Source organism: Klebsiella sp. LY (genome assembly GCF_004010915.1).
In the GTDB taxonomy this organism is placed as follows: Bacteria; Pseudomonadota; Gammaproteobacteria; order Enterobacterales; family Enterobacteriaceae; genus Klebsiella; species Klebsiella quasipneumoniae.
Genome location: NZ_CP022444.1, coordinates 2,792,610 through 2,814,241, shown reverse-complemented (window position 1 = coordinate 2,814,241; position 21,632 = coordinate 2,792,610). Strand labels below are relative to the sequence as shown.

Below are 21,632 nucleotides of genomic sequence, written 5' to 3'. Positions count from 1 at the left end.
GGCGAAACCGGGGCTTTCTGTGTTAACTACGTGGATATTGCGTTTAAGGCAGGCCTTAGAACGGGATATCGTCGTCGAAGTCCATCGGCGGTTCGTTGGAAGGCGCTGCCGGAGCCTGCTGCTGCGGACGGGACTGCGCGCCGCCGCTGAACTGGTTGCCGCCCTGCGGCTGCTGAGGCTGACCCCAACCGCCCTGCTGCTGTCCGCCGCCTGCCGGTGCGCCGCCGCCCTGACGGCCGCCCAGCATCTGCATGGTGCCGCCAACGTTTACCACCACTTCAGTGGTGTATTTGTCCTGACCGGATTGATCGGTCCACTTGCGGGTACGCAGTTGGCCTTCAATGTACACCTGAGAGCCTTTACGCAGATACTCACCAGCGACTTCAGCCAGTTTGCCGAACAGCACAACGCGGTGCCATTCAGTCTGCTCTTTCATTTCGCCGGTCTGCTTGTCACGCCAGGATTCGGAAGTTGCCAGCGTGAAGTTGGCGACTGCGCCGCCACTTGGCATGTAGCGTACTTCCGGGTCCTGCCCCAGATTACCGACGAGAATCACCTTGTTTACGCCTCTGCTGGCCATGTTCGTGTCTCCTGAATACGTTTCTTAATAGTGTAAACGCGCGAGTGTACCATTTCCACGTAGCATTTTAATAGCTGCGAGGCTGATTCCAGAGATAGTACCCGGCTACGACATTGTTGCACACTCGACCTGAATTTGCATTCCGATACTGTATATTCATTCAGGTTAAATTGTGTCATAATTAGCCGTTTCTGCCGTTTGTCCTTCAAGCAAACCAGGCAATCCGTGTATCTACCTACCGGGAAAGGTGAATGGATAAGATCGAAGTTCGGGGCGCCCGCACCCATAATCTCAAAAACATCAACCTCGTTATCCCGCGCGACAAACTCATTGTCGTCACCGGGCTTTCCGGGTCTGGCAAATCTTCACTCGCTTTCGACACCCTGTATGCCGAAGGCCAGCGTCGCTACGTCGAATCGCTCTCCGCCTATGCGCGACAGTTCCTGTCGCTGATGGAGAAGCCGGACGTCGACCATATCGAAGGGCTGTCGCCGGCGATTTCCATCGAACAGAAATCAACCTCTCACAACCCCCGCTCGACGGTGGGTACGATTACCGAAATTCACGACTACCTGCGTCTGCTGTACGCCCGCGTCGGCGAGCCGCGCTGTCCGGACCACGACGTGCCGCTGGCGGCGCAGACCGTCAGCCAGATGGTCGATAATGTGCTCTCTCAGCCGGAAGGTCAGCGCCTGATGCTGCTCGCGCCCATCATTAAAGAGCGTAAAGGCGAGCACACCAAAACGCTGGAAAACCTCGCCAGCCAGGGCTATATCCGCGCACGGATCGACGGCGAAGTCTGCGATCTCTCGGATCCGCCGAAGCTGGAGCTGCAGAAGAAACACACCATCGAGGTGGTCATCGACCGCTTCAAGGTCCGCGACGATCTGGCGCAACGTCTGGCCGAGTCGTTTGAAACCGCGCTGGAGCTCTCCGGCGGTACCGCCATCGTGGCCAATATGGATGATGAGAAAGCGGAAGAGCTGCTGTTTTCCGCCAACTTCGCCTGCCCGATCTGCGGCTACAGCATGCGCGAGCTGGAGCCGCGCCTGTTCTCCTTCAACAACCCGGCGGGTGCCTGCCCGTCCTGCGACGGTCTCGGCGTGCAGCAATATTTCGACCCCGATCGCGTGGTGCAAAATCCGGAGCTGTCGCTGGCGGGCGGCGCCATCCGCGGCTGGGATCGGCGTAACTTCTACTACTTCCAGATGCTGAAGTCGCTGGCGGAGCACTATAAGTTTGACGTTGAAGCGCCGTGGGGCACCCTCAGCGCCAGCGTGCAGAAAGTGGTCCTGTACGGTTCCGGTAAAGAGAATATTGAATTCAAATACATGAACGACCGCGGCGACACCTCGGTGCGCCGCCATCCGTTCGAAGGCGTGCTGCATAACATGGAGCGCCGCTACAAAGAGACGGAATCCAGCGCGGTGCGCGAAGAGCTGGCGAAGTTCATCAGCAATCGCCCGTGCGCCAGCTGCGACGGTACGCGTCTGCGCCGTGAGGCGCGCCACGTGTTTGTGGAAAACACCCCGCTGCCGACCATTTCCGATATGAGCATCGGCCACGCGATGGACTTCTTTAACAATCTGAAGCTCTCCGGCCAGCGGGCAAAAATCGCCGAAAAAGTGCTGAAAGAGATTGGCGATCGCCTGAAGTTCCTCGTCAACGTCGGCCTCAACTACCTGACGCTCTCCCGCTCGGCGGAAACGCTCTCCGGCGGCGAGGCCCAGCGTATCCGTCTGGCGAGCCAGATTGGCGCCGGACTGGTTGGCGTGATGTACGTCCTGGATGAGCCCTCCATCGGCCTGCACCAGCGCGATAACGAGCGCCTGCTCGGGACCCTGATCCACCTGCGTAATTTAGGCAACACGGTGATCGTGGTTGAGCATGACGAAGACGCCATTCGCGCCGCCGACCATGTGATCGATATCGGCCCCGGGGCCGGGGTCCACGGCGGCCAGGTGGTGGCGGAAGGGCCGCTGGAGGCCATTATGGCGGTACCGGAATCCCTGACCGGCCAGTTCATGAGCGGTAAGCGCAAAATTGAAGTGCCGAAGCAGCGCGTGCCCGCCGATCCGGAGAAAGTCCTCAAGCTAACCGGCGCGCGCGGCAACAACCTGAAAGACGTGACGCTGACCCTGCCGGTGGGCCTGTTTACCTGCATCACCGGCGTCTCCGGCTCGGGTAAATCCACGCTGATCAACGACACCCTGTTCCCCATTGCCCAGCGTCAGCTTAACGGCGCGACCATCGCCGAACCGGCGCCGTATCGCGATATTCAGGGGCTGGAGCACTTCGATAAAGTCATCGATATCGACCAGAGCCCGATCGGCCGCACGCCGCGCTCCAACCCCGCGACCTATACCGGGGTGTTTACGCCGGTGCGCGAGCTGTTCGCCGGGGTGCCGGAATCACGTTCCCGCGGCTATACGCCGGGCCGTTTCAGTTTTAACGTCCGTGGCGGTCGCTGCGAAGCCTGCCAGGGCGACGGGGTAATCAAGGTCGAAATGCACTTCCTGCCGGATATCTACGTACCGTGCGACCAGTGCAAAGGTAAGCGCTATAACCGCGAAACGCTGGAGATTAAGTACAAAGGCAAAACCATCCACGAAGTGCTGGATATGACTATCGAAGAAGCGCGCGAGTTCTTTGATGCCGTACCGGCGCTGGCGCGTAAACTGCAAACCCTGATGGACGTGGGTCTGACCTATATCCGTCTCGGCCAGTCGGCGACGACCCTGTCCGGCGGCGAGGCGCAGCGCGTCAAGCTGGCGCGCGAGCTGTCCAAGCGCGGTACCGGCCAGACGCTGTATATCCTCGATGAGCCGACCACCGGTCTGCACTTCGCCGATATCCAGCAGCTGCTGGAAGTGCTGCACCAGCTGCGCGATCAGGGCAATACCATCGTGGTGATTGAGCACAATCTCGACGTGATAAAAACGGCCGACTGGATTGTCGATCTCGGCCCGGAAGGCGGCAGCGGCGGCGGCGAAATTCTGGTTTCCGGTACCCCGGAAACCGTCGCCGAGTGCGAAGCCTCGCACACCGCGCGCTTCCTGAAGCCGATGCTAAAATAATTAGCGAGAAAGCTGCTGCCGGACCGGCTCCGGCAGCATTTTCACCGCCTGCTGATAAGACGCATCGACCAGGTAGTAGATTTGCGAATCCGGCAGCGAGCCATCCAGAAAGACGGTGCTCCAGTGCGCTTTATTGAGATGCTGGCTGGGCCGGACGTCGCGATGCTGCTGCCGTAGCAGCTCCGCCAGCTCCGGGCTCGCCTTCAGCGCAACCGCCGGCCGCTGGTCTTCGACCTCCTTCACCATGGCAAACAGCACGTCCGAGACCTTAATCTGCGTGGCTTTCCAGTCGCTGTGGACGCTCTGCTCTGCTCCCGGCTTCGCCATGCAGTACTGCAATAACTCCGAAATTGTCATCTTTTATTCCCCCATGAGCGTCGCAACGATGTGCCGCGAACCGCCGTGTATCCGATGCTCCCCCAGCCAGATGCCCTGCCAGGTCCCCAGCCTGACGCGTCCGTCCTCAACCGGCAGCATCAGCGACACGCCAAGCATCGATGATTTGATGTGCGACGGCATATCGTCAGGGCCTTCATAATCATGTTCGTACGGCGCATTGCCCGGCACGGCGTTGAGAAAATACTGCTCCATGTCATACCGGACGGTGGGATCGCAGTTTTCGTTGAGCGTCAGGGAAGCGGAAGTATGCTGGAGCAGGAGGTGTAGCAGGCCGACCTTCACCCCGGACAGCCCGCGGATCTGGCCGAGGATTTCGTCGGTGACCAGATGAAAACCACGGGATTTAGGCCCAAGCGTCAGGGTTTGCTGATACCACATCATCGACTCCTTTTTGCGAATGAATCCCTCTAAGTGTGCAGCAATACGTGAAAAGGTAAAACCTTCCACCCCGGATTTTGCATAAAAAAACGGCAGCGTCACCGCTGCCGTTTATCACGTTCTGACGCCTGTCAGTATTCGGAATTGACGATCACTTCTTCGCCCAGCGCGCCGGCCATCGGCAGCGGCTTATAGGAGGAGTTGGCGGCACGCAGCACGCGGATCCCGCGGGCGCCCGCCTCGCGGGCGGCGGTAATATCGTTATCCGAGTCGCCATAGAAAACCTTTATCTGCTTCGTCTGCAGCCACTGGGTCTTGGTATTCTGACCCGGCTTATCGCCAGCGAAAATCACTGGGTTCATATTGGCGGCGGGGATAAGAAAATCATCCTGCAGGGTTTTAGAAACGGTTTCTGTTTTGGTCTGGCTGCGGCCGGTGACGAACCAGATGCTGTCGCCACGCTTCACATGCATGGCAATCAGCTGGCGCGCCACCTCTTTTGGCATGCTGAATTCGTCCCAGCCGTTGTTCATTTTTTCCCAGAACTGCGGGTTTTTCAGGTAATCCTCACTGCCGGGAGAGAAGGTTTTTTGCCCGCGCCAGAAACCAGGACTGGAGAAGAGAACGGTGTCATCGATATCAAAGCCGACGGCCATCGGCGGACGCCCCAGCAGGCTGTTCTCAATTTGCGCCACCGAAACCCAGTGGATCGGCGCCTGCTCGGCCAACTGGGCCACGTTGGTGCCGACCCACAGCGGCTGTGGCGTGGAGGCGCGCGCTACTACGGCGCTGTTCAGCGTGAACAGGAGAGAAGCCGCCGCAAGGGCGAGAGTAAGTTTGCGCATATTTATCCCTAAATCTATCAATCATTATTGTTTTCAATAATGTGCATGCTTAGTAACGCCCCGACCTTACCCGCAGGCGACAGGGATGAAAAGCCTTTTTCGCGTAGATGTCATAGAAAAAGAGGATGATCACAATCAGAGGGGGTTGCCCCTGCCCGTTGACCGGCAGAGACAACCTGCTGGAGAGCGGCTTACATTACCGCGGCAAAGGCTTTCGCGACCTGCTGAACATTACGTGAGTTTAACCCCGCCACGCACATGCGTCCGCTGGCAATCAGGTAGACGCCAAACTCGTCGCGCAGGCGATCCACCTGCGCCGCACTGAAGCCGGTGTAGCTGAACATCCCGCGCTGCTTGAGCAGGTAATCCACATCGCTGCCCGGGGCAACCTGCTGCAGCGCGTCGACCAGCGCCTGACGCATAGTCAGGATATGCGCGCGCATGGCGTCCACTTCCGCCTGCCAGGTGGATTTCAGCCCGGCATCGTTCAGCACCGTCGCCACCACCTGCGCGCCAAAGCTCGGCGGGCTGGAGTAGTTGCGGCGCACGGTGGCCTTCAGTTGGCCAAGCACGCGGCCTGCGGTTTCACTGTCTTCACAGACCACCGACAGGCCGCCGACGCGCTCCCCGTACAGGGAGAAAATTTTGGAGAACGAGTTGCTGACCAGCATCGGCATCCCGGCGCTGGCGATGGCGCGAATGGCGTAGGCATCCTCTTCCAGCCCTGCGCCAAAGCCCTGGTAGGCGATGTCGAGGAACGGGATCAGCTGACGCGCTTTCAGGATCTCCACCACACGATCCCACTGTTCCGGCGTCAGGTCGGCGCCGGTCGGGTTGTGGCAGCAGGGGTGCAGCAGCACAATGTCGCGCGCCGGCAGCGTTTGCAGCGTCGCCAGCAGCGCTTCAAAGCGCACGCCGTTGGTGGCTTTATCAAACCAGGGGTAAGTACTTACTTCGAAGCCAGCCCCTTCAAATATGGCAATGTGGTTTTCCCAGGTCGGGTCGCTGACCCAGACATGAGACTCAGGAAAGTAGCGTTTGAGGAAGTCGGCCCCGACCTTCAGCGCGCCCGAACCGCCGACCGTCTGAATGGAGGCGATGCGGTTTTGCTTAAGCGCGCTATGCTCCGCGCCAAACAGCAGCGGCGCAATTGCCTGGCGGTAGCCGCTCAGCCCTTCCATCGGCAGATACAGCGAGGCGCCGTGCGGCTCGGCGTTCAGGCGCGCTTCCGCTTCCGCCACCGCCTGCAGCTGCGGGATAATGCCGTCATCGTTGTAATACAGCCCGATACTCAGGTTGACTTTGTCGCTTCGCGGGTCTTCTTTGAAGCGTTCCATCAGAGAAAGAATAGGGTCGCCGGCGCAGGCGTCAACTTTTTGAAACACGCGATGTATCTCCAGGTTTACATGGGGCAGGTTCTTACACAATAAACCGGATATGACGGCAGGTCGAGAGGATGTTGAGGGGAAAGTGACCGCGCAGCGGTATAAACCGCTTTTTTGTCCGCGGCTATACCGATAGCGTACCGGATAAGCGTCTGAGCTATCCGGTACGAACAAGGCTTAGTTGAGGTATTTCATGGCGACGCGGGAGGTCAGTCGCGTAATAAGTTCGTAAGCACTCACTTTCGTTATCTCGGCGATGCGCTCTACCGGGAGTCCCTCTCCCCACAGCACCACCGCGTCGCCGGCTTTATCCTGGGCCTGCGGGCCGAGGTCAACGCAGATCATATCCATCGCCACCCGGCCGACAATCGGCACTTCGCGGCCATTAACCAGCACCGGGGTGCCCGACGGCGCGGCGCGCGGATAACCGTCGCCATAGCCCATCGCGACCACGCCGAGACGCGTGTCGCGTTCGCTGACCCAGGTGCCGCCGTAGCCGACGGGCTCCCCTGCTTTATGCTCGCGCACGGCAATCAGGCTGGACGTCAGGGTCATCACCGGCTGACAGCCAAAATCTTTCCCGGTGGAGCGATCGTCCAGCGGCGACACGCCATACAGGATAATGCCCGGACGCACCCAGTCAAAATGCGACTGCGGCCACAGCAGGATACCGCCCGAGGCGGCAATAGAGCGCAATCCCGGCTTGCCTTCGGTAAAGGTGGTGAAAATATCCAGCTGGCGTTCGGTGGCGCCGCAGGTCGGCTCATCGGCGCGGGCGAAGTGGCTCACCACATTAACCGGCTGGCGGACGTTTTTGCACTGGCTCAGACGCTGATAAAACGCCTCGGCTTCCTCCGGACGCACCCCTAAGCGATGCATGCCGGTATCCAGCTTCATCCACACGGTCACCGGCTCGGGGAGATCGGCTTGCTCCAGGGCCGCCAGCTGTTCGGGGCTATGCACCGCGGTATGCAGACGCTGAGCGGCGATCACCGCCAGGTCTTCCGCCGCAAAAAAGCCTTCCAGCAGAAGAATCGGCTGCGCGATCCCCCCCGCTCGCAGGCGCAGCGCCTCTTCCAGGCGGGCGACGCCAAAAGCGTCGGCGTCGGTCAGCGTTCGCGCGGTCTCAAGAAGACCGTGTCCGTAGGCGTTCGCTTTCACCACCGCAACCAGTTTGCTGGCAGGCGCCAGTTCACGCAGACGTTGCAGGTTGTGTCGCAGAGCGCGGCGGTTGATAACTACAGTTGCCGCTTGCATTTGAATTCCTTAATAAAAGAAGGAGGAAGGGTTACTCATCATCATACTGAGGACCGGCATAATTATCGAAACGCGACCACTGACCGTTGAAGGTCAGTCGCACGGTGCCGATCGGGCCGTTACGTTGTTTACCAATGATAATTTCCGCGATGCCCTTAAGATCGCTGTTCTCGTGATAGACCTCATCACGGTAAATGAACATGATTAAGTCGGCATCCTGTTCGATAGAGCCGGACTCACGCAGGTCGGAGTTGACCGGACGTTTATCGGCACGTTGTTCCAATGAGCGGTTCAGCTGCGACAGCGCCACCACCGGCACCTGTAGCTCTTTGGCCAGCGCCTTCAGCGAGCGGGAGATTTCGGCGATCTCCAGGGTACGGTTGTCAGAGAGCGACGGCACGCGCATCAGCTGCAGGTAGTCGATCATAATCAGCCCGATGCCGCCATGCTCGCGGGCGATACGCCGCGCGCGGGAACGCACTTCCGTCGGCGTCAGGCCGGAGGAGTCATCGATATAGATGTTACGTTTTTCCAGCAGGATGCCCATGGTGCCGGAGATCCGCGCCCAGTCTTCATCGTCCAGCTGACCGGTACGAATGCGGGTCTGATCGACGCGCGACAGCGAGGCCAGAGAACGCATCATGATCTGCTCGGAGGGCATCTCGAGACTGAAGATGAGTACCGGTTTGTCCTGCAGCATCGCTGCGTTTTCCACGAGGTTCATCGCGAAGGTCGTTTTACCCATCGACGGACGGGCGGCGACGATAATCAGATCCGACGGCTGCAGGCCGGCGGTCTTTTTGTTGAGGTCGTCGTAGCCGGTGTTGACCCCGGTAACGCCGTCATGCGGCTGCTGGAACAGCTGTTCGATACGGGCGACGGTGGCGTCGAGGACATCGGCGATGTTTTTCGGCCCTTCGTCTTTATTGGCCCGGCTTTCAGCGATTTTAAAGACGCGGGACTCGGCGAGATCGAGCAGATCTTCGCTGGTTCGCCCCTGCGGGTCGAAGCCGGCCTCGGCGATCTCATTGGCCACCGAGATCATCTCGCGCACGACCGCGCGTTCGCGCACGATGTCGGCATAGGCGCTGATGTTCGCCGCGCTGGGGGTATTTTTGGACAGTTCCGCCAGATAGGCAAAGCCGCCCACGCTGTCCAGCTGTCCCTGACGCTCCAGCGACTCCGCAAGGGTGATCAGGTCAATCGGGCTGCCCGACTCCTGCAGGCGCGCCATCTCGGTAAAAATATGACGATGCGGACGGGTATAAAAGTCGTCGGCAACGACGCGTTCGGCAACGTCGTCCCAGCGCTCGTTATCCAGCATTAAACCGCCCAACACCGACTGCTCCGCTTCAATCGAGTGCGGCGGGACTTTCAGCCCGGCGAGCTGCGGATCGCGTTCGCGGGTTTCTGTCTGTGGTTTGTTGAAGGGTTTATTTCCTGCCATAGCCTAACATTTCACCGATACGGAAAAGAGCGTGACAGTATAGCGAGAAAGCCATTGCCGCTAAAGAACCCATTAAGCATGGCTGGCCTGAGGCGGGTAAGAAAATCCGTCGCTGCCGCCGCAGGCTGTTAAGCTTACTGGATAATCTCAGAACAACACAGGAGCGAACATGGCAACACGCATCGAATTTTCAAAACACGGGGGGCCGGAGGTGCTTCAGGCGGTTGAGTTTACCCCTCGCGATCCTGCGGAGCATGAAATTCAGGTCGAAAACAAAGCTATCGGCATCAATTATATCGACACCTATGTTCGCAGCGGCCTCTATCCGCCGCCGTCGCTGCCGAGCGGTCTGGGCACCGAGGCGGCCGGCATCGTCAGTAAAGTCGGCCATGGGGTGACGCACATTAAGGCAGGCGATCGGGTGGTGTACGCCCAGTCGGCGCTCGGCGCCTACAGCACGGTGCACAATGTGCTGGCCGATAAAGCGGCGGTCTTGCCGGACGCCATCTCTTTCGAACAGGCCGCCGCGTCGTTCCTCAAAGGATTAACGGTCTGGTATCTGTTGCGTAAAACTTACGAAATTAAGCCTGATGAGATGTTCCTGTTTCATGCCGCCGCCGGCGGCGTGGGGCTGATTGCCTGTCAGTGGGCGAAAGCGCTGGGGGCGAAACTTATCGGCACCGTCGGCAGCGCGCAGAAGGCGCAGCGCGCCAAAGCGGCGGGCGCCTGGCAGGTGATTAACTATCGCGAAGAACCTATCGCGGAGCGGCTCAAAGCGCTCACCGACGGTAAGAAGGTCGCCGTAGTCTATGACTCGGTAGGGAAAGATACCTGGGAAGCCTCTCTGGACTGTCTGCAGCGCCGCGGCCTGATGGTCAGCTTTGGCAACTCCTCCGGCCCGGTGACCGGCGTTAATCTGGGGATCCTGAATCAGAAAGGTTCTCTGTACGTCACCCGCCCATCGCTGCAGGGCTATATCACCAACCGGGAAGAGCTGGCTGAAGCCTGCAGTGAGCTGTTTTCGCTGATCGCCAGTGGAGTAATCAAAGTGGACGTGCCGGAGAGTCAGACCTATCCGCTGACCGAAGCGCGACGGGCGCATGAAGTTCTGGAGAGCCGGGTGACACAGGGGTCGAGTCTGCTGCTGCCGTAAGCGGACAAAAGAACAAAAGTTTAGGGCTTCCACCTGGGAAGCCCTTACTTTTTTTTAGTTCGGCTGTATGTAGGGTACAGCGCGATGAATTCGTTAACGCGCTAATAGTGACAGATTTGCGTAGCGATGCCTACGCGGTTCTGTGCAAAATTGTTCAGGTTGTGACACACCCCTCAATACCTTAGTAACGCCAACGGTTATTGTCGCGAAAAGCGTTTCCCTCCGGGGTTTTCAGCGCCCGAATAACCCACACCACCACCACCGCCAACAGCAGCCACGGCAGCAATTTGATCATTAAAGCAAACAAACCGCCGACGAACATCAGCGCCGTAGCCACCACGATGGCGGCGATAATCCCCAACAGCGATACGCCGGTGACCAGCAGCATGACAAAAAATCCGATGACAAATAACAGTTCCAGCATGGCTCTCTCCCCACAGTCATTAATATGTCGCTCTGCAGGTATTACAAAAAACATGCCAACAATAACAAACTGAATTTAAAAGAAAACGCCCCGCAATAGTGTGCGAGGCGTGGTCAATTTCACCAGGTTTTGGTGAGAAACTAACGCTTATCGGCCACCAGCTTTAGGGCCTGCTCCAGCACCGCAATGTCGGCGCCGGGTTTATGCGCATTTTCGCTCAGGTAGCGACGCCACTGGCGGGCGCCTGGGATACCCTGAAACAGTCCCAGCATATGACGGGTGATATGGCCCAGATAGGTGCCCTTGCTGAGCTCGCGCTCAATATACGGGTACATGGCCCGCACGACGGCCACCGGATCGGCATCCGCGCCGGCGACGCCGAAAATCTCCCGGTCGACCGAAGCCAGAATACCCGGATTCTGATAGGCCTCACGCCCGACCATCACCCCATCCATATGCTCAAGCTGCATTCTGGCTTCATCCAGCGATTTGATACCGCCGTTAATCGCCATCGTCAGGTGGGGGAAGTCACGCTTCAGCTGCCAGACGCGGGGGTAATCCAGCGGCGGGATCTCGCGGTTCTCTTTCGGGCTCAGACCGGAGAGCCAGGCTTTGCGGGCGTGAATAATAAACATCTCACATTCGCCCTTGCCGGAGACCGTCTCAATGAAATCACAGAGGAATTCATAGCTATCCTGGTCGTCGATGCCGATACGGGTCTTCACCGTGACCGGGATCGACACCACATCGCGCATCGCTTTGATACAGTCGGCCACCAGCGGCGCGTTACCCATCAGGCAGGCGCCAAACATCCCGTTCTGCACGCGATCGGAGGGGCAGCCGACGTTGAGATTGATCTCGTCATAGCCGCGCGCCTCGGCCAGCTTCGCGCACTGCGCCAGGGCCTGCGGGTCGCTGCCGCCGAGCTGCAGTGCGACCGGGTGCTCTTCTTCGCTATACGCCAGGTAGTCGCCTTTGCCATGAATAATCGCCCCGGTGGTCACCATTTCGGTATACAGCAGCGTATGCCGCGACAGCAGCCGCAGGAAGTAGCGGCAATGTCGGTCAGTCCAGTCGAGCATCGGCGCGATGGAGAAGCGATGAGCAGGGAAAACAGGTGACGTTGATTCAGGCATCATGGCGAATAAATAAGCATCCGGGTAAAAAGGGGCGCTACTATAGCATAAAGATAAACCACAGGCGCGTAGTGCGCCGCGCTTCGCCCCTTCCCGGTGTCGATTACTTTATCCGCGGTTTGCCGTCATGTGGGCCAAAGAACTGCGGCGGATGGTCAACCCAGCGATCCTGGCGCGTCGCGGCATAGCCAGGATTGAGCGGGTAGTAAATTCGGTTGTACTTTTTGTTGGCCTCACCCACCACCAACAGACGAACCTCCTGCTCGGTGTTATTGAGAAAAGTGTGGCAGATGCCGGTACCAGCGGGAAAACCCACGCTGTCCCCCGGCTCCAGTTTCCAGAGATAGCCGTTTATCCACACTTCCGGATAGCCCTCCAGCACATAGATGAACTCTTCCTCATCGCTCTCCGCGTGCGGGTAAGAGGTGCGCCGCCCGGGCGGCAGTCTCTCGTGGTGGATCCCCAACCGATTGAGGCGTAAACCGCGCCCCAGCGGCGCGCCAATGGAAAAACGCTCCGGGCTGTCGGGATAAGTGGCATCGTCGGGCCCTTCCAGTTCGCGCCAGTGGCGAATGCAATCAGGTCGTTTCATCGTTTTCTCCCGAAAATGAGACACTTCAGATATAGCATACCTGGGTCAGGCGTGTTGCGATTAAATCGGGCATGACGGTTTTAGCGGCCGGCTAAGGCGCAGCCTCCACGAGCGTCAGCGGCCAGCACCCGGAACTGGCGCAGGCACCGACAACCTGAAGTATGACCCGCATCACCCGTCGGGTCTCGGCGTTTTCCGCGGAACGTGATAAAGTAACAGATTCAATTTCACGCAACCTGAGGATGCTCATGGATAAGACCCCTTCGCAAGAGATGTTAGCGCATGCTGAAAAGCTGTGTGCGCAACGCGGCGTACGCCTGACCCCACAGCGTCTGGAAGTGTTGCGCCTGATGAGCCTGCAGCAAGGGGCAATCAGCGCCTACGACCTGCTGGATCTGCTGCGCGAGAAAGAGCCGCAGGCGAAGCCGCCGACGGTCTACCGCGCGCTGGAGTTCTTACTCGAGCAGGGTTTTGTCCACAAGGTGGAATCGACCAACAGCTATGTGCTGTGTCATCTCTTTGACCAGCCGACCCACAGCTCGGCCATGTTTATCTGCGACCGCTGCGGCGTGGTGAAGGAAGAGGCGGCTGAAGGGGTGGAAGATATCATGCATACGCTGGCGGCCAGAATGGGCTTCGCCCTGCGCCACAATGTGATTGAAGCTCACGGCCTCTGCGCGAGCTGCGTGGAAGTAGAAGCCTGCAGCACGCCGGGACACTGCCACCACGATCATACTATTCAGCTCAAAAAGAAAGCCCGCTGAGCGGCAGCCGCAGCGGGAAAAAGGGTTAACGGCGCGTCCCTGCGCCATTCAGACAGGCACTAACACAAATGCTTCTTTCTTCGGATCAAGGAACGCTACCAGCGATAGTCGTTCTTATGCTCCCAGTCTGAGACTTCTTTCTCAGCCTGATCTTTCGCATAGCCGTAACGCTCCTGAATTTTGCCGACCAGCTGGTCGCGCTTCCCTTCGATTACGGTCATATCATCATCGGTAAGTTTGCCCCACTGTTCCTTGGCTTTACCTTTCAACTGTTTCCAGTTACCGCCGATTTCGTCTTTATTCATGATAACGTCCTCATCATTCGGTGGGTTTACAGCCCGTTTTGTGCCGGACATGGTATTAACTATAGATGAGAATGCTGGCGCCGATTCGTTATTCGGAATTTTTAACCACCATACCGATGGATAAGGCTGAGGAGATTTCCCCGGCTTGCGCTACGCTGAGCCGGGCTACTGAGTTGCCCCGGTAAGCGGTGCGCAACCGCGGGAATTCATGGATAGCCGTTATGAACGGCAATAACTAGCTAAACCAGGTGCCGCGTCGCCAGTGGCGGCGCCAGATCAGCGCGAGCGACAGGCCGCGCAGGGCGAGAAACACGGCCAGCGCCAGCCACAGGCCGTGATTGCCGAGCACCGGGACCGTAAGCAGCGTCACGGCGAAGCCGGCCGCGGCGACCGCCATGCTGTTCCGCATCTCCGCGCCGCGCGTCGCGCCGATAAACATGCCGTCCAGCAGATAGCACCAGACCCCGACCACCGGCAGGATCGTCTGCCAGATCAGATAGCGATCGGCCAGCTGCTGCAGGGAAGGCAGCGAGGTTAACAGCGCGATGATGTGCCCCCCCGCCAGGCTGTAAACCAGGGCAAACGCCAGCGCCACCATACCGGACTGCCGGCAGGCCGCCCGCCACACCTCCAGCAGCTGGCTGCCGTCGCGCGCGCCGTAGGCCTGGCCGGAGTGGGCCTCCACGGCATAGGCAAAGCCATCCAGCGCGTAGGCGGTAAAAGTCAGCATGGTCATCAGTACGGCGTTGACCGCCACGATATCGCTGCCCAGCCGGGCGCCGAAGACGGTCAGCGCGCCAAAGCACAGCTGCAGCAGGAGGGAGCGCAGCATGATGTCGCGATTCAACGCCAGCAGACGGCGCATGTCTCCGCGCCAGGCGTTTTTCAGCATCGCCAGCGACACGCCGCGCAGCGTCAGCACCCGCTTCGCCATCATCAGGCCGATAATCAGGGTCGCGTACTCCGCGGTGACCGTGGCCAGCGCCGCCCCCTGGACGTTCATCCGCAGGCCCATCACCAGCCACAGGTCGAGCACAATATTCAACAGATTACCGACCACCAGCAAAATCACCGGCGCCCGGGCGTACTGGACCCCCAGCAGCCAGCCGAGCAGCACCAGGTTGGCCAGCGAGGCGGGCGCGCTGAGCCAGCGGATTTCGAGAAACCGTCTCGCCTGCTCGAGAACCGCCTCGCTGCCGCCGACGATATGCAGGGCGAGGTTAATCAACGGCAGGCGAAACAGGATAATCACCACCCCGGCGCCCAGCGCCAGGACCAGCGGCTGCACCAGCGCCCGCGCCAGTCGCAGCGGATCTTTGGCCCCCCAGGCCTGAGCGGTCAGCCCGGTGGTGCTCATGCGCAGAAACAGCAGCAGCATAAACAGGAAACTGGTGGCCGTTGCTCCGACCGCGACGCCGCCGAGGTATACCGGGCTGTCAAGGTGGCCGATCACTGCGGTATCCACCAGCCCCAGCAGCGGGACGGTGATATTGGAGAAAATCATGGGGAGTGCAAGGCGCCACAGCGCTTTATCGGCAGCGTTGAGCAGCATGTTCAGGGACCTGATTGAGGACAAACGTCGCAGCGTCATGCATCAGATGACGCTGCGCAGGGGCAGGCGTTACAGCCATTCTCCATTACGGATCACGCCAACGGCCAGACCCTCAATGGTAAAACTCTGCTGACGCAGATCGACAACGATAGGGGTAAACTCGCTGTTTTCTGGCAGCAGTTCGACGACGTTGCCCTGCTTTTTCAGGCGCTTGACCGTCACTTCATCGTCAATGCGCGCTACCACCACCTGACCATTGCGCACATCCTGGGTTTTGTGGACCGCCAGCAGATCGCCATCCAGAATACCGATGTCTTTCATCGACATCCCGCTGACGCGCAGCAGAAAATCGGCGTTGGGCTTGAACATCGACGGGTCGACCTGATAGTGGCCTTCAATATGCTGCTGCGCCAGCAGCGGCTCACCGGCGGCGACGCGGCCGATCAGCGGCAGGCCATGCTCTTCTTCCGTCAGCAGGCGGATACCGCGCGAGGCGCCGGAGACGATCTCGATTGCGCCTTTACGCGCCAGCGCTTTCAGGTGTTCTTCCGCCGCGTTTGGGGAACGGAACCCCAAGCGCTGAGCGATCTCCGCACGCGTCGGCGGCATGCCCGTCTGGCTGATATGATCCCGAATGAGATCAAACACCTCTTGCTGCCTGGTCGTTAACGCTTTCATTCCGCCCCCTGGGTGTATATACAGTTATGCTGTGAGTATATACAGCTAACGGTGATTTTGGAACCACATGGCACACAAAAATCGGCAGATTGTTTATATTTTGCGAGGGTTAGCGAAGAACGTTAGTGATAATGGCTCCACAGCAGCGTTCCCCAGGTGATCAGCGCGATGATAATCGCCAGCAGGACAGCCGCCGACCCCATGTCTTTGGCGCGCCCTGAAAGCTCATGATAATCCGAGCCAATACGGTCCACGACCGCCTCAATCGCGCTGTTGAGAATTTCGACTATCATCACTAGCAGGACCGAGCCAATCAGCAATACGCGGGTGATGGCGTCGACGTCCAGCCAGCAGGCTATTGCGACGGCCACAATGGCGGCGACGCCTTCCTGACGAAACGCGGCCTCGTTGATCCACGCCGCGCGAAATCCTTTCCAGGAGTAACCTGCCGCCTTAATGATTCGGGTTAACCCGGTGGTATTATTGGCCATCACAAAACCTTTTTTATGTAAATGACGTCGATGAGTGTACGCGTTTGCCGCGCGGTAACGGAAATTTTGCCCGCTTTCTGTTATTCTTGCCGCGCATTTGCATGATTAACCAGAGGCTTCACATCGTTTATGTCCGGCTGGCAACGAATTTACTATAAATTACTGAATTTACCATTACGGGTGCTGGTAAAAAGCAAGTCTATTCCGGCAGAGCCTGCTCAGGAATTAGGACTCGATACCTCGCGTCCGGTCATGTACGTCCTGCCCTATAACTCCAAGGCGGACCTGCTGACGCTGCGCGCCCAATGCCTGGCGCATGATTTACCTGACCCGCTAGAACCGCTGGAAATCGACGGCGCCCTGCTGCCGCGCTACGTATTCATCCACGGCGGGCCGCGCGTATTCACCTATTACACGCCAAAAGAAGAGTCCATCAAGCTGTTCCACGACTACCTCGATCTGCACCGCAACCATCCGGATCTCGATGTGCAAATGGTGCCGGTGTCGGTGATGTTCGGCCGCTCGCCGGGTCGTGAGAAAGGGGAAGTCAATCCGCCGCTGCGGATGCTTAACGGCATTCAGAAATTTTTCGCCGTCTCCTGGCTCGGCCGCGACAGCTTCGTGCGCTTCTCGCCTTCCGTATCGCTGCGCCGCATGGCCGATGAGCACGGTACCGATAAGATCATCGCCCAAAAGCTGGCTCGCGTCGCGCGGATGCATTTTGCCCGCCAGCGCCTGGCCGCCGTCGGCCCGCGTCTGCCGGCCCGCCAGGATCTGTTTAACAAGCTGCTGGCGTCGAAGGCCATTGCCCGTGCGGTGGAAGACGAAGCGCGCAGCAAGAAAATTTCCCACGAGAAGGCCCAGCAGAACGCGATTGCACTGATGGAAGAGATTGCCGCGAACTTCTCTTACGAGATGATCCGCCTGACCGACCGCATTCTCGGCTTCACCTGGAACCGCCTGTATCAGGGCATCAACGTGCATAACGCCGAGCGCGTACGCCAGCTGGCGCACGACGGCCATGAGATTGTCTATGTCCCCTGCCACCGCAGCCACATGGACTATCTGCTGCTCTCTTACGTCCTGTATCACCAGGGGCTGGTGCCACCGCACATCGCGGCGGGTATCAACCTTAACTTCTGGCCGGCCGGGCCAATCTTCCGCCGCCTCGGCGCGTTCTTTATTCGCCGCACCTTTAAGGGCAACAAGCTCTACTCCACGGTGTTCCGCGAGTACCTTGGTGAACTGTTCAGCCGCGGCTATTCCGTGGAGTATTTCGTCGAAGGCGGCCGCTCCCGTACCGGCCGTCTGCTCGATCCGAAGACCGGTACGCTGTCGATGACCATCCAGGCGATGCTGCGCGGCGGCACCCGGCCGATCACTCTGGTGCCGATCTATATCGGCTACGAGCACGTGATGGAGGTGGGGACCTATGCCAAAGAGCTGCGCGGCGCCACCAAAGAGAAAGAGAGTCTGCCGCAGATGGTGCGCGGCTTAAGCAAGCTGCGCAATCTTGGCCAGGGCTACGTTAACTTCGGCGAACCGCTGCCGCTGATGACCTACCTGAACCACCATGTGCCGGAGTGGCGGGAAGCGATTGACCCGATCGAAGCGGTCCGCCCCTCCTGGCTGACGCCGACGGTGAATAACATCGCCGCTGACCTGATGGTGCGCATCAACAACGCCGGCGCGGCCAACGCCATGAACCTGTGCTGTACGGCGCTGCTGGCCTCCCGCCAGCGTTCGCTGACCCGTGAGCAGCTCACCCAGCAGCTGGAGTGTTATCTCGCGCTGCTGCGCAATGTGCCCTATTCGCCGGATGCCACCGCGCCGTCCGCTTCGGCCAGCGAGCTTATCGACCATGCGCTGCAGATGAACAAGTTCGAAGTTGAAAAGGACACCATTGGCGACATCATCATTCTGCCGCGCGAGCAGGCGGTGCTGATGACCTACTATCGCAACAACATCGCCCATATGCTGGTGATGCCGTCGCTGTTAGCCGCCCTGGTGACTCAGCATCGGCATCTCAGCCGCGCCGAAGTGCTGCGCCATGTGGAAACGCTCTATCCGTTCCTCAAAGCCGAGCTGTTCCTGCGCTGGGAGAAAGCGGAGCTGGCCGGAGTAATGGATGCGCTGATTGCCGAGATGCTGCGTCAGGAGCTGATCGTCATCGATGGCGATGTGATGAGCCTTAACCCGTCGCACTCTCGCTCCCTGCAGCTGTTGGCCGCAGGCGCTCGCGAGACGCTGCAGCGCTACGCCATCACCTTCTGGCTGCTGAGCGCTAACCCGTCGATCAACCGCAGCTCGCTGGAGAAAGAGAGCCGTACCGTGGCGCAGCGCCTGTCGGTGCTGCATGGCATCAACGCGCCGGAGTTCTTCGACAAAGCAGTGTTCAGTACCCTGGTGTTGACCCTGCGCGATGAAGGCTATATCAGCGATACGGGCGATGCCGAGCCGGAAGAGACCCTGAAGGTCTACCGGATGCTGGCGGATTTGATTACATCGGATGTACGTCTGACGATCGAAAGCGTCACGCAGGACGACGCGTAACGCGGCGTTTGCCGTCCCACCGCCGCCCCCCCGGAAAACCGGGGGGATGGGGACAGGGGTTTTACAGGTAGCTCATCGCCAGGCCGAGGAACAGCACCAGCCCGACGTAGTTATTGTTCATAAACGCTTTAAAGCAGTTATCGCGGTCGCGATTGAAGATAAGCTTCTGCTGCCAGCCAAACAGACCCGCCGCCACGAACAGCGACCAGTAGTATTCCCAGCCCAGCCCATTCAGCCAGCCCACCGCGCCCATCAGCGCCAGCACGGCCACCTGCAGGATACCGATAATCAGACGATCGTTTTCGCCGAACAGGATCGCCGTCGATTTAATGCCGATCTTGACGTCGTCATCGCGATCCACCATCGCATACTGGGTATCGTAGGCCACCGCCCACAGAATGTTGGCGAGGAACATCAGCCAGCAGCTCAGCGGCAGCGATTCACTGACGGCCGAGAAGGCCATCGGGATCGACCAGCCAAAGGCCGCCCCCAGCACCACCTGCGGCAGATGGGTGTAGCGCTTCATAAACGGATAGACCCACGCCAGCGCCAGCGCCGCCACCGACAGCAAAATCGTCATGGTGTTGAGGGTAAGCACCAGCAGGAAGGAGAGCAGCACCAGAACGATAAACAGCGTTCGCGCCTCTTTCTCGGTGACGTCGCCGCTCGGCAGCGGACGGCGGGCGGTACGCTTTACGTGACCATCAAATTTTCGATCGGCATAGTCATTCACCACGCAGCCGGCGGCACGCATCAGCCAGACGCCGGCGACAAAGACCGCCAGGATCCACAGCGGCGGGACGCCCGGCGAGGCCACCCATAGCGCCCACAGCGTCGGCCACAGCAGCAGCAAGGCGCCGATCGGTTTGTCAGTGCGCATCAGGCGATGAAACGCCAACAGCTTATTCTGCGACAGACTCCACTCCATTTTTTCTTCCTCTTAGTACAACGGCGACGCAGGCAAAAACAGCTCGGTCAGCAGCAGGGGTTTGCCGCTTAGCCGCAGGCGGGAACGACGTCCCCACAGCGCTGCATCGCGACCAATTTCAATAAAATCGCGGGTTAACGTCGACGACGTGAACAGGTATCGCCCCAGCGGGGTCTGCCCGAGCTGCTGTAGCGCCAGCTCCGGCCCACACAACGTCGACTCCGGCACCACCGTGCGCCCGGCCAGCCAGGGCTCACCGTCGGCATTGAGTATAATCTCCCGCAGCCAATAGCGCGGCTCGTCGGGCAACAGCGCCGCTTCGTCAGCCAGCGCCTCACGCCCGATATACCCTTCGTTAACCAGGGTGACGGTGACCTGCTTTCCTTGTTGCTCAAAACGCTGGGTCATTGAGTCCTCCAGCAGCAGCCAGTCACTCAGAGGCGGCGCCAGGGGCGGCATAACGGCAAAATAGCGCAGCGCACGCAGTCGCGTAAGCGCAGGATGGGACATGCCTGATTCTCCGGTACATAACGTGAGAGCATTGTATCGCAGAATAGGCGGTTGGTGGCGGGCAAACGTCAATATACGATCATTCACGCAACAGCCATGCAACAGGCCGCCGCGCGTGCAAAAAAAGGTGCATCCCGGAGGATGCACCTAAAGGCTGTGCCTAAACATCAGCATTGTGGGGAGACGATTACCCCTTGCCTTTTACACTGCTGATAAAGGTGGAACGAGCGGATTTCGAGCCGAGGCGCTCAGCTTCGTTCATCAATTTCAGGGCTTTATCGATGTCACCTTGTTTCACCGCCTGCTTAATACCGTTGTTGAAGTAGGTTTCGGTATCGCTGAGCATCGGTTCGCTTTTAGCGGCCGGCGCAGCAGCAGCTGCGGCGGCTGGCGCGGCTACCGGCGCCGCGGTGTTACCGACGGTGACCGGGCCCGGGCCGGAGGAGCCGAACAGCGGCCCCACCAGCACGCTGGAGGTGCTGTTGGTTTTCACTTTCAGCTTCAGCACGCCATCGGTGGTATGTTTGGCGATGGGATCCGGGATGTCCGGCGCCGCATTGCCTGCGCCTTTGGCATAGGCTTTCGCCGGATCCAGCAGGGTGGTGGTCTGCTGGAGATCTTTCTCAGTGGTAAACACCAGTACATAGAGCTTCTGCTGGCCCAGCGCCGGAGTCAGGCGCATCACGCCGCCCAGGCGATCGGCAGTCATCACGCCCGGCTGCTGATAGGTGAAGTAGTTGCTGGGGAAGAACGCCGCTGGCGTCATGTTCTGGTCGAGAATCAGCACGTTCGGCGCAAAAATCTGCTTATGTTTGTTCAGCTCGCTGTCGAGGGTCAGGGTCAGCTCACCGATATTGGCCGGCACGCTCCAGGCGGCGACCGGTCCGACGATCCCCGGTACATCCAGGCGTTGACCGCCGGTGGTTAAATCTACGCTCTGCGTCTTCGATTGATCGGCAGGCGTCCAGATCAGCTGCTGCAGCGCACTGGCTGGAATAGACGGCGCGGCGCTGGTGTTCTGCGGTACAAAGTTAACATCGGCAAGGCTCATCCCCGGCACGCATGCCAACATCCCTGCGGATAAACACAGAGCGACGAGAGTTTTCTTCATTTTCATTCTTCTCACCTTGGATAGCATCGGTTTAGCGGTAGCCAGGCAATAGCGCGCTAACCCTGAA

At 59.3% G+C, this 21,632-nt stretch carries 21 protein-coding genes; 4 read left to right on the top strand and 17 right to left on the bottom strand.

From position 1 onward, the window contains the following. Positions 1-55: 55 nt before the first annotated feature. Positions 56-580 (bottom strand): single-stranded DNA-binding protein SSB1, encoded by a 525-nt coding sequence (gene ssb1 / locus CE636_RS16635; RefSeq protein WP_004151744.1) that lies wholly within the window; start codon positions 578-580, stop codon positions 56-58. A gap of 251 nt (positions 581-831) precedes the next feature. Here ssb1 and uvrA point away from each other — a divergent pair, with 251 nt between their 5' ends. Next, positions 832-3,657, top strand: coding sequence for an excinuclease ABC subunit UvrA (gene uvrA, locus CE636_RS16625; RefSeq protein WP_017900115.1), 2,826 nt, complete (start codon positions 832-834; stop codon positions 3,655-3,657). On the opposite strand, the gene CE636_RS16620 is transcribed toward uvrA, so the two are convergent. The 6 genes from CE636_RS16620 to dnaB form a co-directional block, all read right to left on the bottom strand. Then, positions 3,658-4,014, bottom strand: coding sequence for an MmcQ/YjbR family DNA-binding protein (locus CE636_RS16620; protein ID WP_004206305.1), 357 nt, complete (start codon positions 4,012-4,014; stop codon positions 3,658-3,660). It lies immediately after the preceding gene. A gap of 3 nt (positions 4,015-4,017) precedes the next feature. After that, positions 4,018-4,434, bottom strand: a complete 417-nt coding sequence (locus tag CE636_RS16615) for a secondary thiamine-phosphate synthase enzyme YjbQ (RefSeq protein WP_017900116.1) — start codon at positions 4,432-4,434, stop codon at positions 4,018-4,020. Between the two features lie 131 nt (positions 4,435-4,565). Then, a complete protein-coding gene (aphA, locus tag CE636_RS16610; protein ID WP_004206302.1) occupies positions 4,566-5,279 on the bottom strand; it encodes an acid phosphatase AphA in 714 nt (237 codons plus the stop codon). Between the two features lie 191 nt (positions 5,280-5,470). Further along, positions 5,471-6,664: an aromatic amino acid transaminase gene (tyrB, locus tag CE636_RS16605; protein WP_017900117.1), complete on the bottom strand. Its 1,194-nt coding sequence runs from the start codon at positions 6,662-6,664 to the stop codon at positions 5,471-5,473. 177 nt (positions 6,665-6,841) lie between these two features. Next, positions 6,842-7,921: an alanine racemase gene (gene alr, locus CE636_RS16600; protein WP_017900118.1), complete on the bottom strand. Its 1,080-nt coding sequence runs from the start codon at positions 7,919-7,921 to the stop codon at positions 6,842-6,844. Positions 7,922-7,952: 31 nt separating this feature from the next. Further along, a complete protein-coding gene (gene dnaB / locus CE636_RS16595) occupies positions 7,953-9,368 on the bottom strand; it encodes a replicative DNA helicase (RefSeq protein ID WP_002884942.1) in 1,416 nt (471 codons plus the stop codon). A 169-nt stretch (positions 9,369-9,537) separates the two neighbouring features. Between dnaB and CE636_RS16590 the strand changes: the two genes are divergently transcribed. Beyond that, positions 9,538-10,521 carry a quinone oxidoreductase gene (locus tag CE636_RS16590; protein ID WP_004177848.1) on the top strand — a complete coding sequence of 328 codons (984 nt, stop codon included), beginning with the start codon at positions 9,538-9,540 and terminating at the stop codon, positions 10,519-10,521. A 181-nt stretch (positions 10,522-10,702) separates the two neighbouring features. Here CE636_RS16590 and pspG read toward each other — a convergent pair whose 3' ends face one another. From pspG to CE636_RS16575, 3 genes are all read right to left on the bottom strand, one after another. Beyond that, positions 10,703-10,945 (bottom strand): envelope stress response protein PspG, encoded by a 243-nt coding sequence (gene pspG, locus CE636_RS16585; protein ID WP_017900119.1) that lies wholly within the window; start codon positions 10,943-10,945, stop codon positions 10,703-10,705. Between the two features lie 140 nt (positions 10,946-11,085). Continuing rightward, positions 11,086-12,084 carry a tRNA dihydrouridine(20/20a) synthase DusA gene (gene dusA, locus CE636_RS16580; RefSeq protein ID WP_017900120.1) on the bottom strand — a complete coding sequence of 333 codons (999 nt, stop codon included), beginning with the start codon at positions 12,082-12,084 and terminating at the stop codon, positions 11,086-11,088. A 100-nt stretch (positions 12,085-12,184) separates the two neighbouring features. Continuing rightward, complete coding sequence (locus tag CE636_RS16575) at positions 12,185-12,673, bottom strand: cupin domain-containing protein (RefSeq protein ID WP_004206295.1); 489 nt, start codon at positions 12,671-12,673, stop codon at positions 12,185-12,187. A 248-nt stretch (positions 12,674-12,921) separates the two neighbouring features. Between CE636_RS16575 and zur the strand changes: the two genes are divergently transcribed. Beyond that, complete coding sequence (zur, locus tag CE636_RS16570) at positions 12,922-13,437, top strand: zinc uptake transcriptional repressor Zur (RefSeq protein ID WP_004206294.1); 516 nt, start codon at positions 12,922-12,924, stop codon at positions 13,435-13,437. 95 nt (positions 13,438-13,532) lie between these two features. Here the strand turns inward: zur and CE636_RS16565 are convergent, their stop codons facing one another. From CE636_RS16565 to CE636_RS16550, 4 genes are all read right to left on the bottom strand, one after another. Continuing rightward, positions 13,533-13,742, bottom strand: a complete 210-nt coding sequence (locus CE636_RS16565) for a CsbD family protein (RefSeq protein ID WP_004206293.1) — start codon at positions 13,740-13,742, stop codon at positions 13,533-13,535. Between the two features lie 235 nt (positions 13,743-13,977). Beyond that, on the bottom strand, positions 13,978-15,294 hold the full coding sequence (dinF, locus tag CE636_RS16560; RefSeq protein WP_004206292.1) for an MATE family efflux transporter DinF: 1,317 nt from the start codon (positions 15,292-15,294) through the stop codon (positions 13,978-13,980). A 69-nt stretch (positions 15,295-15,363) separates the two neighbouring features. Continuing rightward, complete coding sequence (gene lexA / locus CE636_RS16555; protein ID WP_004206291.1) at positions 15,364-15,972, bottom strand: transcriptional repressor LexA; 609 nt, start codon at positions 15,970-15,972, stop codon at positions 15,364-15,366. 122 nt (positions 15,973-16,094) lie between these two features. After that, positions 16,095-16,463, bottom strand: coding sequence for a diacylglycerol kinase (locus CE636_RS16550; RefSeq protein ID WP_004206290.1), 369 nt, complete (start codon positions 16,461-16,463; stop codon positions 16,095-16,097). 129 nt (positions 16,464-16,592) lie between these two features. Between CE636_RS16550 and plsB the strand changes: the two genes are divergently transcribed. Continuing rightward, positions 16,593-19,016, top strand: a complete 2,424-nt coding sequence (gene plsB, locus CE636_RS16545; protein ID WP_017900122.1) for a glycerol-3-phosphate 1-O-acyltransferase PlsB — start codon at positions 16,593-16,595, stop codon at positions 19,014-19,016. A 61-nt stretch (positions 19,017-19,077) separates the two neighbouring features. Here plsB and ubiA read toward each other — a convergent pair whose 3' ends face one another. The 3 genes from ubiA to malM form a co-directional block, all read right to left on the bottom strand. After that, the gene (ubiA, locus tag CE636_RS16540; protein ID WP_002884808.1) at positions 19,078-19,944 is read right to left on the bottom strand and encodes a 4-hydroxybenzoate octaprenyltransferase; all 867 of its coding nucleotides are present in this window, start codon (positions 19,942-19,944) and stop codon (positions 19,078-19,080) included. 12 nt (positions 19,945-19,956) lie between these two features. Further along, positions 19,957-20,454: a chorismate lyase gene (gene ubiC, locus CE636_RS16535; protein WP_017900123.1), complete on the bottom strand. Its 498-nt coding sequence runs from the start codon at positions 20,452-20,454 to the stop codon at positions 19,957-19,959. Positions 20,455-20,641: 187 nt separating this feature from the next. Further along, positions 20,642-21,571: a maltose operon protein MalM gene (gene malM, locus CE636_RS16530; protein WP_008807310.1), complete on the bottom strand. Its 930-nt coding sequence runs from the start codon at positions 21,569-21,571 to the stop codon at positions 20,642-20,644. Positions 21,572-21,632: the final 61 nt, after the last annotated feature.

What these genes read in the sequence shown, in the direction of transcription:
- ssb1 (WP_004151744.1), bottom strand. Translation starts at nt 580, where the DNA reads ATGGCCAGCAGAGGCGTAAACAAGGTGATTCTCGTCGGTAATCTGGGG.
- uvrA (WP_017900115.1), top strand. Translation starts at nt 832, where the DNA reads ATGGATAAGATCGAAGTTCGGGGCGCCCGCACCCATAATCTCAAAAAC.
- CE636_RS16620 (WP_004206305.1), bottom strand. Translation starts at nt 4,014, where the DNA reads ATGACAATTTCGGAGTTATTGCAGTACTGCATGGCGAAGCCGGGAGCA.
- CE636_RS16615 (WP_017900116.1), bottom strand. Translation starts at nt 4,434, where the DNA reads ATGTGGTATCAGCAAACCCTGACGCTTGGGCCTAAATCCCGTGGTTTT.
- aphA (WP_004206302.1), bottom strand. Translation starts at nt 5,279, where the DNA reads ATGCGCAAACTTACTCTCGCCCTTGCGGCGGCTTCTCTCCTGTTCACG.
- alr (WP_017900118.1), bottom strand. Translation starts at nt 7,921, where the DNA reads ATGCAAGCGGCAACTGTAGTTATCAACCGCCGCGCTCTGCGACACAAC.
- dnaB (WP_002884942.1), bottom strand. Translation starts at nt 9,368, where the DNA reads ATGGCAGGAAATAAACCCTTCAACAAACCACAGACAGAAACCCGCGAA.
- CE636_RS16590 (WP_004177848.1), top strand. Translation starts at nt 9,538, where the DNA reads ATGGCAACACGCATCGAATTTTCAAAACACGGGGGGCCGGAGGTGCTT.
- pspG (WP_017900119.1), bottom strand. Translation starts at nt 10,945, where the DNA reads ATGCTGGAACTGTTATTTGTCATCGGATTTTTTGTCATGCTGCTGGTC.
- dusA (WP_017900120.1), bottom strand. Translation starts at nt 12,084, where the DNA reads ATGATGCCTGAATCAACGTCACCTGTTTTCCCTGCTCATCGCTTCTCC.
- CE636_RS16575 (WP_004206295.1), bottom strand. Translation starts at nt 12,673, where the DNA reads ATGAAACGACCTGATTGCATTCGCCACTGGCGCGAACTGGAAGGGCCC.
- zur (WP_004206294.1), top strand. Translation starts at nt 12,922, where the DNA reads ATGGATAAGACCCCTTCGCAAGAGATGTTAGCGCATGCTGAAAAGCTG.
- CE636_RS16565 (WP_004206293.1), bottom strand. Translation starts at nt 13,742, where the DNA reads ATGAATAAAGACGAAATCGGCGGTAACTGGAAACAGTTGAAAGGTAAA.
- dinF (WP_004206292.1), bottom strand. Translation starts at nt 15,294, where the DNA reads ATGCTGCTCAACGCTGCCGATAAAGCGCTGTGGCGCCTTGCACTCCCC.
- lexA (WP_004206291.1), bottom strand. Translation starts at nt 15,972, where the DNA reads ATGAAAGCGTTAACGACCAGGCAGCAAGAGGTGTTTGATCTCATTCGG.
- CE636_RS16550 (WP_004206290.1), bottom strand. Translation starts at nt 16,463, where the DNA reads ATGGCCAATAATACCACCGGGTTAACCCGAATCATTAAGGCGGCAGGT.
- plsB (WP_017900122.1), top strand. Translation starts at nt 16,593, where the DNA reads ATGTCCGGCTGGCAACGAATTTACTATAAATTACTGAATTTACCATTA.
- ubiA (WP_002884808.1), bottom strand. Translation starts at nt 19,944, where the DNA reads ATGGAGTGGAGTCTGTCGCAGAATAAGCTGTTGGCGTTTCATCGCCTG.
- ubiC (WP_017900123.1), bottom strand. Translation starts at nt 20,454, where the DNA reads ATGTCCCATCCTGCGCTTACGCGACTGCGTGCGCTGCGCTATTTTGCC.
- malM (WP_008807310.1), bottom strand. Translation starts at nt 21,571, where the DNA reads ATGAAAATGAAGAAAACTCTCGTCGCTCTGTGTTTATCCGCAGGGATG.